We start from the raw sequence: 13,556 nt of genomic DNA, 5'->3' as shown, positions 1-13,556 counted from the left end.
GCTTTGGCTTATCATCAGATGTGGATTATATAAACTATTTGCATAATCAGCAGGTGAGGGGAATGTGGATATAAATCAATTGCGTTGCTTTATTGCGGTCGGTAAAGAACTGCATTTTGGCCGCGCCGCACAAAAGATGGAAATGATGCCTGCGTCACTTTCTCGCTTCATTCGTTTACTGGAAGAGGACCTCGGCGTGCGTCTGTTAAATCGATCGACGCGTAATGTTTCATTAACTGCCGAAGGCGCGCTCTTTTTTGACGACGCCAGAAAATTAATCGATCAATTTGATGCGCTGGCGAAACGTTTTAAAGTGGGATTAAAAGATGAACGCCGCACATTACGTATTGGTGCGATTGATAGTGCCGCGCGTGGGTTAGTTCCGGCGTTACTTAATTTATTTGTTCCGCTGCATCCGCACAGCGATATTCATATTATTGAAGACAAAACCATTAATTTAATTCCGAAATTAAAGTCGGGTTGGCTGGATATGATTTTTATTCGCGAGCCGCAAAGTATTGATGCGTCATTAGCGGTGCGCTTTATCACGCGCGAAAGCTGCGTGCTGGCGGTGCCGATTCAGCATGCCCTGGCGGATCGTGAACGGGTGGCGGTGGCTGATTTTCAACACGAAGCGATGATCATTCCAGACCGCCGCACACGCCCGCACAGTCACGATCTGACCATGAGCCTGTTTAAACTGGCGGGATTCACGCCGCACATCGCGCAGTTTGCTGAAGAGAAGCAAACCATCCTGAGCCTGGTTGCTGCGGGGCTGGGATTGGCGGTGGTGCCCGCCTCGTATCGCACCATGAACAGCGACAGCGTGCGCTATATCGCGCTGGATCTGCCGGAGCAGATCAAAGGTTTGCCACTGAGTATTGCCTGGCAGAAGGGCAACGAAGATCGGTTTCTGCGCGAGATGCTGCGCCTGTTGCATGAGCATCAGCGTGAGCTGACGGATAAGTTGTGATTTCCCTCACCTTAACCCTCTCCCAGAGGGAGAGGAAACTGGCCGCTGCGGAGTTTAACAATTCCCTCTCCCGCCTGCGGGTGTACAGTCCGGGGACATGGTAGACAGGTGTTCGGGGACATGGTGAACACTTTTTAACATCCTTTACCCATGGTGATCGACTTTTTCTTCAGGTCGATCACCCCCACTTTTGTGCTGTACCACCATACCTCGTAGCACCCGTCTTCCTGCATCTCCTTCAGGCCAACGTGCTCTCCCCTGAACGCCTTGCCTGCCTTCAGACTCAGGCCTTTTATAGTCAGCTTCCCACTGATATCTACCTTCCTGACCATCACGCCCTCGTCGTATTCCGCTGACGTTACGCTGGCGCTGTACTGCCGAGCCGATGGCTGATAGCGCGACGCCGGCACCGCCATATCCAGCGCCTCATGCGGGCGTTCAAGGTTATAAACCGTCCGCCAGTGGTCGAAGGCGCGCTGCAGCTCACCGTCGTCCGCGAACCACTTCCCCTGCAGCACTTCAGCCTTCAGGCTGCGGTGAAAGCGCTCCAGCTTGCCCTGCGTCTGCGGATGATAAGGCCGGGAGTGCCCCACCCGGATACCCTGGCGCATAAGCCACAGCTCGACGGCCGTCCAGGTCCCGGTAGTGTCGCCCCACGGTGAACCGTTATCCATCGTCATCCGGTCCGGCAGGCCGTAACGTTCAAAGACTCTGACCAGCTGCTTCTGCACCGTCTCACGCCGCTCATCAGCGCAGTGTACGAGGCAAAGCGAGAAGCGGGAGTGATCGTCAAGGAGGGTAAGCGGGTGGCAGCGGCCGCCGCCAAAGGGAAAATGCCCCTTGAAATCCATCTGCCAGAGCTGGTTCGGGGCCGCATGTTCAAACCGGCCCGTGGCCGGGACACCCGGAGGTGAGCCCGGCAGCAGGTCGTGGCGGGCCATCAGGCTGTGGACGGTGCTGAAGGCGGGCATGCGGTGTCCGCGGTCTTCGAGCCAGCGCTTTATCTTGCGCGCGCCCCAGTGCTGATGAAGTTCATGCGCCATACGAAGCAGGTCAGTGATGTCGTCAGACGAGCGGTTGGGAGAGTGATGGGGTATGCAGGGGCGGTCCTCAAGACCGGATTCTCCCTCTTCAGCCCAGCGGCGAAGCCACTTGTAGGCAGTGGCGGAAGAAATGCCGTAGTGACGGCAGAGTGCGCGGATGTTCGCCCCGTCTTGCGAGGCGAACAGAACAAACTCTTTACGTAATGACATGGTATCTCTCGCATCCCAGGACATAAGCGACTCCATAAACGGGTTCTTATGCCTTAGTTGTAAGTGTCTACCATGTCCCCGAACAAGTGTTCACCATGTCCCCGGACTGTACATGCGGGAGAGGGCCAGGGTGAGGGGCAAAGCGCACTTTCCACCCTGTGGCTAATTCCCACCACTCTCTCTATGATGAAAACTTTCCCGCGCCAATGTCGGGAACGATCAATGAGTTAGGGAAAAATTGCGCGATGACCATTTTAAACGACCTGGATTTGCGGCAGCTGGAAGCCTTTTCGGCGGTGATCTCTGCCGGTAGCGTCACGGCGGCGGCGAAGGCGCTCAATCGCTCGCAGCCGGCGGTGTCGCGTTTGATTCAGGAGCTGGAACAATCGCTGGGTTATCCGCTGTTTATCCGCAACGGGCCGCGCATTCATCCTTCGGAAGAGGCGCTGCAGCTGCATCAATACGTGCAGAAAGCGCTGCTCTCACTGCAGCAGATTCGCCTGCGCGCGCAGGAGATCGCCCATCAGCAGCATCGTCCGCTGAGCATCGCCGCCACGCCGGCATTGGCGGCGGGTTTGCTGCCGCAGGCGCTGGCCGCGCTGAATCTGCAGAACAAAGTGCAGATCATCAGCGAATCCGCAGTGCAGACGGCACATGCGGTGATCACTGCCGAAGCCGATCTCGGTTTATGCAGTTTGCCGCTGGAGCATCACGCGGTGGAGCTGCACTGGATTGGCCAGTCGCAATGCGTGGTGGCGCTGCCAGAGCATGACGAGCTGGCGGCGCAATCTCAGCTGTCGTTGAGCAGCCTGGCGGGACGCCGTTTGATTGCACCGTGGAGCCCGCAGCGGTTGCGCGGGCGCTACGAAAAGGCGCTGAAAATGGTCAAAACGCCGCTGCACGAAACCATCGAAACCAACTCCTCCGCCAATATTCTTGGCTGCGTGCGCGCCGGGCTGGGCGTGGCGATTCTCGAACCGGTCACCGGTTGGGGCATGCCGCTGGCCGGTGTGGCGATCCGTCCGATTGAGGAGGATATTCCCTACTACTTTGGCGTGATCACGCCGCAGGGAAGACAGATTTCAGCTGCCGCGCAGGCGCTGGTTGAGGCGTTAGCCAGCGTGGCCGCCGATTTGCTGCCGGGTTTTGAGCGTCTGCCCGCCAGCGAGCATCCGCGTATTATGCGGTTGATTAATCAGGATTAAATATCTCACCCCAATCGTATTTTGTAGCGGCGCAATGTTTTGCGCGATAAATCGCGCCGCTACGGAATGTACGTGATTTCAGTCATCAGCCTGCGTATGAAAATCTTCTTTTAAAAGCCTTATAACATTTCCGGCATAAGATATAAGAAATCCATTGGTCAAAAGCTGAGCGCGATTATTGACTCTGTTTTAGGGCAAGAGGACTATGCGAAACCTTAGCTCTTACTATGTGATTTAGTGATTAATGACCATTAACTATGTGTTATCAGGATAATGGAAATGCACAATCACTTACGCGATTTGGTGGTTTCGTCCGCACCCTGGCCGCCGCTTATTTCTGGGAAAACATGTATGACTTATGCCGCCGATGGCCTTGCCGCGCTGGAAGCTCAGCTTCAGCAGGATCTGGAATATCTTGAACTGCCCGCTAAATCCTGGGTGCCCGAGCGCACGCAGGATGGCGCACCCGTGCGTGACGTGGTGGTGATCGGCGCGGGCATGTGCGGGCTGGCGGCGGTGGCGAAATTGCAGTTCAGCGGCATCAGCAATGTGGTGGCGTATGACGCCGCACCCGCCGGGCTGGAAGGTCCGTGGGTGACCTTTGCGCGCATGGAAACGCTGCGTTCACCTAAATCTCTACAAGGCCCGGCGCTCGGCATGGCGCAACTGACGTTCCGCGCGTGGTTCACCGCGCAGTGGGGCAAAGAAGCCTGGCAAGCGCTGGATAAAATTCCCAAAGCGCAGTGGATGGATTATCTGATTTGGTATCGCAAGGTGCTGAATCTGCCGGTGCGCAACAATGTGCGCGTCACCCATATTGGCTTTGCTGGCGATCTGATTGCGCTCGATGTAAGCGGTGCCGAAACCGGCCGCATATACACTCGCCGCTTGGTGCTGGCCACCGGACGTTCTGGTCTTGGCGGCTTCGCCGTGCCGGATTTCCTGCAAGGTATTAGCCGCCAGTTCTGGGCGCACTCCGCTGACGACATTGATTTCTCAGCCCTAAAAGGCAAACGCATCGCGGTGATTGGCGCAGGTGCATCGTCAATGGATAACGCCGCCACCGCGCTGGAAAACGGCGCGGGCGCGGTGGATCTGCTGATTCGTCGCAAGCAGATGCCGCGCATCAACAAAATGACCGGCATCGGCAGTCAGGGCGTGGTGCACGGCATGCATCAGCTGCCGGACGCGTGGAAGTGGAAGTTTGTCGATTACACCGCCACCACGCAAACGCCGCCGCCGCGCTCCTCGACGCTGCGCGTATCGCGTCATGCCAATGCTCGCTTCTTGCTTAATTGCGGCATCAAAGCGGTTAAGCAAGAGGCCGATGGGCTGCTGATCGAAACCACGCAAGGCGCGCTGCGCTACGACTACCTCATTGCGGCTACCGGCTTTAGTAACGATTTCCACGACCGCCCGGAGTTTGCCGCGCTCGCGCCACATATCCGCAGCTGGCGCGACGGACGTTATCAGCCCGAAATGGGCGCGCCGCGAGCCAATCTGCTGGAAGCGCCGGATCTCGGCCTCGCCTTTGAATTCCGCGAACTGACACCAGGCGCATGCCCGCTGTTGGCGCACATTCACTGCTTCAACGATGCCGCGATGCTGACGCACGGCAAAGTCTCCGGCGATATCCCGGCGGTGAGCGCCGGTGCCGATCGTCTGGTGCGCGGCATTACCGCTTCGCTGTTTGCCGAAGACGTCGAGCAGCATTACGCCAACTTACAGGCTTTTGACACCCCTGAATTGCAGGGCGATGAATGGGTGGATTCTACGCCCTTACTCAACCAGGAGAACGCGCAGTGAGTGACGCAATTGATCGCGCAGTCGGTTTAAACGCTGAAGATGCGCTGTACGGCACGCGCCGCCTGCGCCCGGAATTTGTTGACGGCGCGGAGCAGTGCCGCATCTCGGTGCTGGCACCCAACGACGATCAGGGCTTAGCGCCGGATGTGCGTTTAGCGCTGGCGCAGCGCATGGCGCAGCTGAATAACGATGCCGCGCTGCAACAGGATTATCAGACGCAGCTGGCGGCGTTGCAGCCGTCAGAGGCGCTGCTGGCGCTGGCGGCAGGCGCCACCGACCTGCCAGAACCGCTGGCGACCATCGCGCGCCACGCCGATCTCATTACCCAGCAGCCAATGCACGCCACCGAGCAGCACATTCGCCTGCTGGAGCAAGCCGGATTGAGCAATTCACAGATTGTGGCGCTCTCCGAGCTGATCGCTTTTATTAACTTCCAGACGCGCGTCGCGGCCGGATTACGTTTGTTGAGGTCTGCATGATTCCGTCGGTTAATCTCAAGCCGCTGCACTGGCATCCGTATATCGCGCCGGTTGAGGTAGAGGAGGCCACGCCCGCGCAGCTCGATGCGATGAAAGTGACGCCATCGAATAAGAAGATCTCCGAATATGTGCGCACGTTAGCGCACGATCCCGACAGCTACGTGGCGCGTACCGTGCTGTTCAACGCCATTATGTATGTCGATGGCGGGCTGGATCGCGCGGATCGTGAACTCGGCGCGCTGGGCGCGTCGATCGTTAACGGCTGCAAATATTGCGCGGTGGTGCATGCGCGTCGCCATGCGCAGCTGGCGGAGAGCGATGCGGTAGTGAGCGCCATCTACTTTGATCGTGCGGATGTGCTCGGTGAGCGAGATGCGGCGATCTACCGTTTTGCCCGCCGCCTGTCGGTGACGCCGTCAGAAGCCAGCGTCGAAGATATGGCGGCACTGCGCGCGGTCGGCATGAACGATCAGGAGATTATCGATCTGATCCACGCCATCGCCATTTTTGGCTGGGCCAACCGTCTGATGCATGTGCTTGGCCATGCTGACCTGCACAAATAAGGGCTGCTGCATGTTAGAACTCAACGATATTACGCTCTCTTACGGCAGCACGCCGATTCTGAAAGGTGTCGATCTGTCGGTGAAACGTGGCGATGTGGTGTCGATCATCGGGCCAAGCGGCACCGGCAAAACCACGCTGCTGCGCTGCATTAACTATCTGGCGAAACCGGCGTCGGGCACCATTCAGCTCGATCAGATCCGCATGGATTATCAGTCACCGGATAAAGCGGCGATCCAGGCGATCCGCCTGCGCACCGCGATGGTGTTCCAGCAGTTCAACGTGTTCAAAAACATGACGGTGCTGGAAAACGTGATGGATCCGCTGATCGTCATTCAACGCAAAAGCAAACAGCAAGCGCGCGATATCGCCGTGCAGGAGCTGGAGCGCGTCGGATTGGGCGCCAAACTCGATCACTATCCGTCGCAGCTTTCCGGCGGTCAGCTGCAGCGTACCGGCATCGCCCGCGCGCTGGCGGTGCGTCCTGATGTGATGTTGTTTGATGAACCGACCTCATCGCTCGATCCGGAGCTGGTGGGCGAGGTGCTGAAAGTGATTAAAGATGTGGCGTCCTCCGGCATTACCTCGCTGCTGGTGACACACGAAATGCAGTTCGCCAAAAGTATCTCGAACCGCATCGTCTTTATGGATCAGGGCGTGGTGGCCGCGCAGGGCAGCCCGACTGAGATATTTGATAATCCAACCCTGCCGCGACTTGCTCAGTTCCTCAATTCAGAACGCGTATTCTAATAATCAAAGGAATCAATGACATGCCTGCAATCAAAACCACTTTACGTCGCCTGGCTGCGCCTGGCATCATCGCGCTGGCACTCATCAGCGGTAACAGCTTCGCCGACGCGGTGCGCACTATCAAAATCGCCACTGCGGCGGAGTCTAAACCGCTGTCGTGGGGCGCGATTGGTCACGAGCCGCAGGGCTACGAGCCGGACGTGCTGAAAGCCATCAACGCTAAACTGCCGCAGTACAAATTTGTGATGGAAGGTGCGGCGGATATCGCCCAGGAAACCGGCCTCGCCACCGGCAAATATGACATGGCGACCGGCGGTTATTACAAAGCGCCAACGCGCAGCAAACAGTTCCTGATTCCGGATGCACCGATCGGTGCCAGCCTGATGAAAATCTACAGCCGCAGCGATAGCACCATCAACAGCATGAAAGATCTGGTCGGCAAGAAGATTGTGCCGGTTACCGCCGGCGGCGGCGTGTACAAATTCGTGACGCAGTGGCAGCAGGACAACCCGAACAACAAAGTTGAGATCAAAGCTTCGAGCGCAGGCGTGCCTTATCCGGATCGTCTGAAAGAGGTGCAGCGTGGCAAATATGATGCGCTGATCCTGCCTTCGAACCTCGGCGAGCAAACGGTGATCGACAACCAGAAACTGGCGATCAAAGCCAGCGAGCCGGTTGCCATTAACAACACTTACGTGCTGATTCACCGTTCAGCCGAGAACCAGGCGCTGAACGATGACATCAACAAAACGCTGCAACAGCTGAAAGCGGACGGCACGCTGGATAAGCTGGCGCAGAAGTGGTTTGGCGAAGACGTCACGAAGTACATGAAGTAAGGATTCACTAAAGCTGCGCCCGGTGCTGAGCCGGGCGTTGCTTCATTGTTAGCAGGAGTGTTTCACCGTGAATCTGACTTCGATGATTCCCGAGCTGCTCTCGGCGCTGCCGTTGACGCTTGGCATAATGTTTGTCGCGATGATCGTCGGGTTCTTCCTGGCGCTGATCGCCACCGTGTTCCGCGTGCGCCGCATCCCGGTTATCAGCCAGTTTGTGGATTTGTACGTCTCGTACGCGCGCAGCGTGCCGGTGGTGCTGCAGCTGTTTGTCGCGTTTTATGGTTTGCCGCTGGTGGCCGAGCAGTTTGGCTTCAGCGATTTTGTCACCGCCAACGTCGCGGCGATGATTGGCCTGAGCCTGTATCACGGCGGTTATCTGTCGGAAGTGATGCGCCCGGCGTTCCTCGCCGTGGAGAGCGGTCAGCATGACGCCGCCGACAGCATGGGCTACAGCTTCCGCCAGAAAATGCTGCGTATTGTCGGTCCGCAAGCGGTGCACTATGCGCTGCCGGGTTACGGCAATGCGATTATCTATCTGATTCATAACGTGGCGCTGGTGATGTACATCGGTGCGGCGGATGTGATGGCGACTGCGCATCTGATCATGGAACGCGACTACAACCAATATCAGTTCGGCACTTATCTGGTGCTGGCGGTGCTCTATTCGCTGCTGTGCGGCGTGGCCTGGTTGATTATCCGTTTCTTCGAACAACGTCACGCGAAGTACAGCTCGAAAACTGCTGCACGCGTCAAATTCACCAGCGTCTGATAAGGGAGAGAAACCATGTTTGATCTTGAGGTTTTACTGCCGGACTTCTGGAGCATTCTCGATGCGGTGCCGGTGACGCTGCTGATGGCGGTGACGGTGTTTATCTGCTCAACGCTGCTCGGCGGGTTGTTTGCCTTTATTGAACATCGCCGCATTCCTGTGCTGCGCCAGTTGGTGATCGCGTACAAGATTGCCTTCAAAGGCGTGCCGATGGTGGTGGTGATTTTCCTCGCCTATTACGGTTTGCCGCCGGCGCTGGATTTCGTCGCCACGCTGATTGGCGTGAAAGTGAATGCGCACTCGCTGCCGAACTGGGTGATCATCATCGTCGCCCTGAGCGCCTGCGTCGCGGCGTTTCAGGCGGAAGTGTGGAAGGGCGCGCTCAACTCCTTTGATAGCGGACAATCGGATGCGGCGCTGTCGCTCGGTTACAGCGGCGGCCAGCTGTTCCGCCGCGTGATGTTCCCGCAGATTATCGTGGCGGCGATTCCCGATCTGGCCAACGCCTTTATGGTGATCATGAAAGCGCTGTCGCTGGCGTTTGCCATCGAAGTGGTGGATATCTTCGCCCAGGCGCAACTGACCGCGGCGCTGAATTTCTACTACCTCGAAGCCTTCCTGGTGGCGGTGGTGTTTTACATGGTGATTGCCTATGTGGTGACCAAGATCGCCGATAAGATTGAGGCGAGATTGCGGGTACGGACCTGACCCAATCCGCGCGATAAATCGCGCCGCTACGATCAAGTGCGCCCAACCGTAGCGGCGCACTTTGTTGTGCAAAGAAGCCACCGCCAAATCACTTTCATTCTGCAAGTTACTTGCAAAATGAAAGTCACTCTGCAACAGTATCCGCCATCAAACCGATGTGGGATAGCCAACCTTGAAAAACCAAACGCTCCACAACATGCCTTGTCCCATCGCGCGCAGCCTTGGGCGCATTGGCGATGGCTGGAGCATACTGATTATGCGCGATGCGCTGGCCGGTTTTACGCGCTTCGATGAGTTCCAGAAAAGCAGCGGTATAGCGCCCAACATATTGTCGCGGCGCCTGAAAGAGCTGGTGGACGATGGCTTGCTGGAGAAGGTGTGTTACAGCACCAGCCCGGCGCGCTTCAAATATCACCTGACGGCCGTCGGTCGCGATTTTCGCGGCGTGATTCTGGCGCTCACCGAGTGGGGCAGCACGCATTTCTCGCCGGAAGGTCGCCAGATGCAGCTGGTGGAAAGCGCTACGCAGCGTCCGGTGAAGATGCAGCTGGTCGATAGCGAAAACGGCCAGCCGCTGACGCTGGATAACTATCAGATGGTGCCCGGCCCGGCAGCGGAGCCGATGATGCACTATCGCCATGATTATCTGCAGAAAAAACGCGCTGGAGATAACACCCAGAAATTTGCGCCGCCGCCGCTGCACCAGCCGCAGTCATAACGCTAACGCGCAAGTAAGCATCCGCAGATTAAGGAATGAAAAATGAAACGAATTGTCATTACCGGCATGGGGCTGGTATCGCCGCTGGGCTGCGGCACGGTAGCGGTTTGGCAGTCGCTGCTGGCGGGAAAATCGGGCATCAGCGCCTTGCCGCCAGAGATGGTGCAGGACATCGCCTGCAAAGTGGCGGGACAGGTGCCGACGCTGGAGCAGGATCGCCAGCACGGTTTTAATCCCGACGGCATTATCGCCGCCAAAGATCGCAAGAAAATGGATCGCTTTATTGAGTTCGCGCTGGTGGCGGCGCATGAAGCGCTGACGCAGGCCAGCTGGTTCCCGCAGGACAGTGCGCAACAGCAGCGCACCGCCACGGTGATCGCCACCGGCATCGGCGGCTTTAACGAAATCGCCAACGCGGTTGAAACCACCGCCGAGCGTGGGCCGCGTCGCTTGTCGCCGTTTACCATTCCTTCGTTTCTCGCCAATCTGGCCGCCGGACACGTTTCGATTGCACACGGTTTTCGTGGGCCAATTGGCGCGCCGGTAACCGCGTGCGCGGCGGGTGCGCAGGCGATTGGCGATGCAGCACGGCTAATTCGCAGCGGCGAAGCGGATATTGCGCTGTGCGGCGGCACCGAAGCGGCGATCCATCGCGTGAGCCTGGCCGGATTTGCCGCAGCGAAAGCGATGTCGGGCGGCTTTAACGATCGTCCAGAGCAGGCTTCGCGTCCGTTTGATCGCGACCGCGACGGTTTTGTGATGGGTGAGGGCGCGGGATTGCTGGTGATTGAATCGCTGGAACATGCGCAGGCGCGCGGCGCGACACCGCTGGCGGAGCTGGTGGGTTACGGCACCAGCGCAGATGCTTACCATCTCACCGCCGGTCCGGAAAATGGTGAAGGGGCACGCCGGGCAATGGAAACCGCGCTGGCGCAGGCGGGCATTACGGCGAGCGAGGTGCAGCATATCAATGCACATGCTACGTCGACGCCGGTCGGCGACAAGGGCGAACTGGCAGCAATTAGCTCACTGTTCGCTGGCAGTAAGGTAGCGATCACCTCCACTAAATCGGCCACCGGACATCTGCTCGGTGCGGCGGGTGGCGTGGAAGCGATCTTCTCGATTCTGGCGCTGCGCGATCAGGTTGCTCCGCCGACGCTCAATCTGCAGTATCCGGATGGTGCGGCTGTTGGGCTGAATCTGGTGGCGCTCACGCCACAGCCGACGGTGATGACCTATGCGCTATCCAACGGTTTTGGCTTTGGCGGCGTGAATGCCAGTTTGTTGTTTAAAGCCTGGCAATAGGTTTCCTATAATGGACCGACGATAGCGCGCAGGAATCGCCCCTTTGAGCACTGAAAATGAAACCCAGCAGCTGGCGGAAGAGCTCCGTAAGATGGTCAGTCATTTGGTACGTAACGTCCGCGTCAGCACCGCGACCGTGCGCACCTCGCAATATGAAACCTTAGATCTGCTCGACAGCCATGACGCGCTTTCTATCGCCGATCTCGCGCGGCTGCGCGGCGTGAAGCATCAAAGCATGCGATTAGTGATTAACGAACTCGAGGCGCAAGATTTGGTGCTGCGACAAAAAAGCGCGCAGGACGCGCGGGCGCAGGTGATTGTGCTGAGCGATCAGGCGCGCGCTGCGTTGGCGGCCGCACGTCAACAGCGTGCCGACTGGCTTGCGGCGCGCATCAATCAAACACTCGACCAGCAGGATCGCGACGATCTGCAAAAAGGGCTGGCTGCGTTACGCAAACTGCTTTAACTGCGTCATCACCGCCGCCAGCGTGTTCATGCCCCAATGCTCCGCGTATTTTCCCTCTTCAATTCGCACCATATCGATCACCGCGATCGTTACAGGTAAACCGGTGGGCGTGATGCCCATCAGCGATCCGCTGTGAACGCCGGTTATTGTTTTGCGCGTGGTGACCCAATCGCGCTCGGCGATTTGATCTTCAATGTGCACCTGAAGATGGGAGAAAGCGGGGCGCAGGATCTGATCGAAGGTGTGCCAAAGACTTTCGCGATCGCTGGGCGTGCTGGCTGGCGCTGAGCGGTTAATGAAGTTTTCGCCGACGAGTTGATCGAAAGCCTGGCGATCGCCTTCGGCAATCACCTGCTGATTGAAACGACGCACAACGGCTTTGTTATGTTCTGACATGGTGTTTCCCCGCTGAATATGTACAGTTTGACTGTATATATTTAACAGCAAGTGGGAAGGGGGAGTTTGATAGCTTGTGCGGTGAAGGCTGCTGCGCGTTGATGCCCTCACCCCGGCCCTCTCCCACAGGGAGAGGGAGTAAAAAATCCCATCTCCCACAGAGGGAGAGGGAGCAAAAAATCCCCTCTCCCGCTTGCGGGAGAGGGCTAGGGTGAGGGACAAAGCGCACTCAACTCAGCGCTTACCCAGCGCTTCCCACAATCCCAGCAGATAGGTGGTGCCCAGCGCGCGGTCGTACAAACCGTAGCCCGGACGGCCGGTTTCGCCCCAGATAAAGCGGCCGTGATCTGAACGGATGTAGCCATCGAAGCCGTTGTCATACATCGATTGCAGCACTTTATACATATCCAGCGAACCGTATTCGGTTGGGTGCGCGCATTCGTAGAAATCTTTATCCCGAATAATCTTGATGTTACGCACATGGGCGAACGGAATACGTTTGCGGCGCGAGAACTCCGCCAGAATGGCGTACACATCATTACTCGGATCTTCGGCAATCGATCCGGTACACAGCGTGATGCCGTTAGCCTCGGAATCGACCACGTTACAGATCCAGTCGAGATCGTCGCGGTTCTTCACCACGCGCGGCAGGCCGAAGATCGAATACGGTGGATCGTCCGGGTGGATCGCCATCTTCACGCCCACTTCTTCACATACCGGGATCACCGCTTTCAGAAAGTAAGCGAGGTTTTCACGCAGCTTAGCGTCATCAACATCTTTGTATTGGGCAAACAGATCCTGCACTTTTGCCAGACGCTCCGGTTCCCAGCCCGGCAGGGCGAAACCATTGGCGTTGCCCAGCACTTCCTGCACCACTTCGTCGAGGCTCTTATCAATGCCTTTCTTCTCGAACGCCATGGTGAGCGAGCCGTCTGGCAGCACGTAGTTCATGTCGGTCTTCATCCAGTCAAACACCGGCATGAAGTTGTAGCAAATCACTTTCACACCCGCTTCGGCCAGGTTACGGATGCTTTGCTGATAATTTTCGATGTAACGATCGCGGCTTGGCAGACCGATTTTGATGTCGTCATGAATGTTGACGCTTTCGATCACTTCCACGGTCAGCCCGGCGGCATGCACCTGCTCAACCAGCGCGTTAATTTTCTCTTTCGGCCAGGTTTCACCCACCGGCACGTCATACAGCGCGCCCACGACGCCGCGCACGCCCGGCACCTGACGAATATATTCCAGCGAAACTTTATCTTCTTTCGGACCAAACCAACGCATTGTCAGCTGCATAATGTCATCCACCGTTATCGTGTCTGTGATAA

Annotated in this window: 15 protein-coding genes; 12 read left to right on the top strand and 3 right to left on the bottom strand. The window is 57.5% G+C overall.

From position 1 onward, the window contains the following. Nucleotides 1–64 precede the first annotated feature (64 nt). Entirely contained in the window at nucleotides 65–973 is a 909-nt protein-coding gene (locus P6287_RS16175; RefSeq protein WP_277974097.1) for a LysR family transcriptional regulator, read from the top strand. A 134-nt stretch (nucleotides 974–1,107) separates the two neighbouring features. On the opposite strand, the gene P6287_RS16170 is transcribed toward P6287_RS16175, so the two are convergent. Further along, the gene (locus P6287_RS16170; RefSeq protein WP_277973747.1) at nucleotides 1,108–2,262 is read right to left on the bottom strand and encodes an IS481 family transposase; all 1,155 of its coding nucleotides are present in this window, start codon (nucleotides 2,260–2,262) and stop codon (nucleotides 1,108–1,110) included. A 209-nt stretch (nucleotides 2,263–2,471) separates the two neighbouring features. Here P6287_RS16170 and P6287_RS16165 point away from each other — a divergent pair, with 209 nt between their 5' ends. The 11 genes from P6287_RS16165 to P6287_RS16115 all read left to right on the top strand — a co-directional run bounded on the left by P6287_RS16165 (nucleotide 2,472) and on the right by P6287_RS16115 (nucleotide 11,829). Next, nucleotides 2,472–3,431 carry a LysR family transcriptional regulator gene (locus P6287_RS16165; protein WP_199559714.1) on the top strand — a complete coding sequence of 320 codons (960 nt, stop codon included), beginning with the start codon at nucleotides 2,472–2,474 and terminating at the stop codon, nucleotides 3,429–3,431. A gap of 351 nt (nucleotides 3,432–3,782) precedes the next feature. Beyond that, complete coding sequence (locus P6287_RS16160) at nucleotides 3,783–5,237, top strand: NAD(P)/FAD-dependent oxidoreductase (RefSeq protein WP_277974096.1); 1,455 nt, start codon at nucleotides 3,783–3,785, stop codon at nucleotides 5,235–5,237. Continuing rightward, nucleotides 5,234–5,716 carry a hypothetical protein gene (locus P6287_RS16155; protein ID WP_110867263.1) on the top strand — a complete coding sequence of 161 codons (483 nt, stop codon included), beginning with the start codon at nucleotides 5,234–5,236 and terminating at the stop codon, nucleotides 5,714–5,716. Before P6287_RS16160 ends, P6287_RS16155 begins: the two co-directional genes overlap by 4 nt. Beyond that, on the top strand, nucleotides 5,713–6,279 hold the full coding sequence (locus tag P6287_RS16150) for a peroxidase-related enzyme (RefSeq protein ID WP_137386449.1): 567 nt from the start codon (nucleotides 5,713–5,715) through the stop codon (nucleotides 6,277–6,279). The genes P6287_RS16155 and P6287_RS16150 overlap by 4 nt, the downstream gene beginning before the upstream one ends. 10 nt (nucleotides 6,280–6,289) lie before the next feature. Then, a complete protein-coding gene (locus P6287_RS16145) occupies nucleotides 6,290–7,027 on the top strand; it encodes an amino acid ABC transporter ATP-binding protein (RefSeq protein WP_277974095.1) in 738 nt (245 codons plus the stop codon). Nucleotides 7,028–7,047: 20 nt separating this feature from the next. Beyond that, a complete protein-coding gene (locus tag P6287_RS16140; RefSeq protein ID WP_277974094.1) occupies nucleotides 7,048–7,863 on the top strand; it encodes a transporter substrate-binding domain-containing protein in 816 nt (271 codons plus the stop codon). Between the two features lie 82 nt (nucleotides 7,864–7,945). Further along, a complete protein-coding gene (locus P6287_RS16135) occupies nucleotides 7,946–8,632 on the top strand; it encodes an amino acid ABC transporter permease (protein WP_277974939.1) in 687 nt (228 codons plus the stop codon). 15 nt (nucleotides 8,633–8,647) lie between these two features. After that, nucleotides 8,648–9,340, top strand: coding sequence for an amino acid ABC transporter permease (locus P6287_RS16130; RefSeq protein WP_192412085.1), 693 nt, complete (start codon nucleotides 8,648–8,650; stop codon nucleotides 9,338–9,340). Nucleotides 9,341–9,512: 172 nt separating this feature from the next. After that, nucleotides 9,513–10,058, top strand: coding sequence for a helix-turn-helix domain-containing protein (locus tag P6287_RS16125; RefSeq protein ID WP_277974093.1), 546 nt, complete (start codon nucleotides 9,513–9,515; stop codon nucleotides 10,056–10,058). Nucleotides 10,059–10,100: 42 nt separating this feature from the next. Beyond that, entirely contained in the window at nucleotides 10,101–11,363 is a 1,263-nt protein-coding gene (gene fabF, locus P6287_RS16120) for a beta-ketoacyl-ACP synthase II (RefSeq protein WP_277974092.1), read from the top strand. 43 nt (nucleotides 11,364–11,406) lie between these two features. Continuing rightward, nucleotides 11,407–11,829, top strand: coding sequence for a MarR family transcriptional regulator (locus P6287_RS16115; protein WP_265299140.1), 423 nt, complete (start codon nucleotides 11,407–11,409; stop codon nucleotides 11,827–11,829). Here P6287_RS16115 and P6287_RS16110 read toward each other — a convergent pair. Both P6287_RS16110 and uxuA read right to left on the bottom strand, forming a co-directional pair. Continuing rightward, entirely contained in the window at nucleotides 11,812–12,225 is a 414-nt protein-coding gene (locus P6287_RS16110) for an ester cyclase (RefSeq protein WP_277974091.1), read from the bottom strand. The two genes, P6287_RS16115 and P6287_RS16110, sit on opposite strands and share 18 nt — an antisense overlap. Nucleotides 12,226–12,459: 234 nt before the next feature. Continuing rightward, entirely contained in the window at nucleotides 12,460–13,524 is a 1,065-nt protein-coding gene (uxuA, locus tag P6287_RS16105) for a mannonate dehydratase (protein WP_192412082.1), read from the bottom strand. Between the last annotated feature and the right edge of the window lie 32 nt (nucleotides 13,525–13,556).

The organism is Pantoea sp. X85 (assembly GCF_029623675.1).
GTDB classification, from domain to species: domain Bacteria; phylum Pseudomonadota; class Gammaproteobacteria; order Enterobacterales; family Enterobacteriaceae; genus Pantoea; species Pantoea leporis.
The sequence above is the reverse complement of the archived record's forward strand: the minus strand, read 5'-3'. Positions and strand labels throughout refer to the sequence as shown.

Excerpts from the sequence above, each read along its gene's own strand:
- P6287_RS16170 (WP_277973747.1), bottom strand. The coding sequence starts at position 2,262 with ATGGAGTCGCTTATGTCCTGGGATGCGAGAGATACCATGTCATTACGT.
- P6287_RS16165 (WP_199559714.1), top strand. The coding sequence starts at position 2,472 with ATGACCATTTTAAACGACCTGGATTTGCGGCAGCTGGAAGCCTTTTCG.
- P6287_RS16160 (WP_277974096.1), top strand. The coding sequence starts at position 3,783 with ATGACTTATGCCGCCGATGGCCTTGCCGCGCTGGAAGCTCAGCTTCAG.
- P6287_RS16150 (WP_137386449.1), top strand. The coding sequence starts at position 5,713 with ATGATTCCGTCGGTTAATCTCAAGCCGCTGCACTGGCATCCGTATATC.
- P6287_RS16145 (WP_277974095.1), top strand. The coding sequence starts at position 6,290 with ATGTTAGAACTCAACGATATTACGCTCTCTTACGGCAGCACGCCGATT.
- P6287_RS16140 (WP_277974094.1), top strand. The coding sequence starts at position 7,048 with ATGCCTGCAATCAAAACCACTTTACGTCGCCTGGCTGCGCCTGGCATC.
- P6287_RS16135 (WP_277974939.1), top strand. The coding sequence starts at position 7,946 with ATGATTCCCGAGCTGCTCTCGGCGCTGCCGTTGACGCTTGGCATAATG.
- P6287_RS16130 (WP_192412085.1), top strand. The coding sequence starts at position 8,648 with ATGTTTGATCTTGAGGTTTTACTGCCGGACTTCTGGAGCATTCTCGAT.
- fabF (WP_277974092.1), top strand. The coding sequence starts at position 10,101 with ATGAAACGAATTGTCATTACCGGCATGGGGCTGGTATCGCCGCTGGGC.
- P6287_RS16110 (WP_277974091.1), bottom strand. The coding sequence starts at position 12,225 with ATGTCAGAACATAACAAAGCCGTTGTGCGTCGTTTCAATCAGCAGGTG.
- uxuA (WP_192412082.1), bottom strand. The coding sequence starts at position 13,524 with ATGCAGCTGACAATGCGTTGGTTTGGTCCGAAAGAAGATAAAGTTTCG.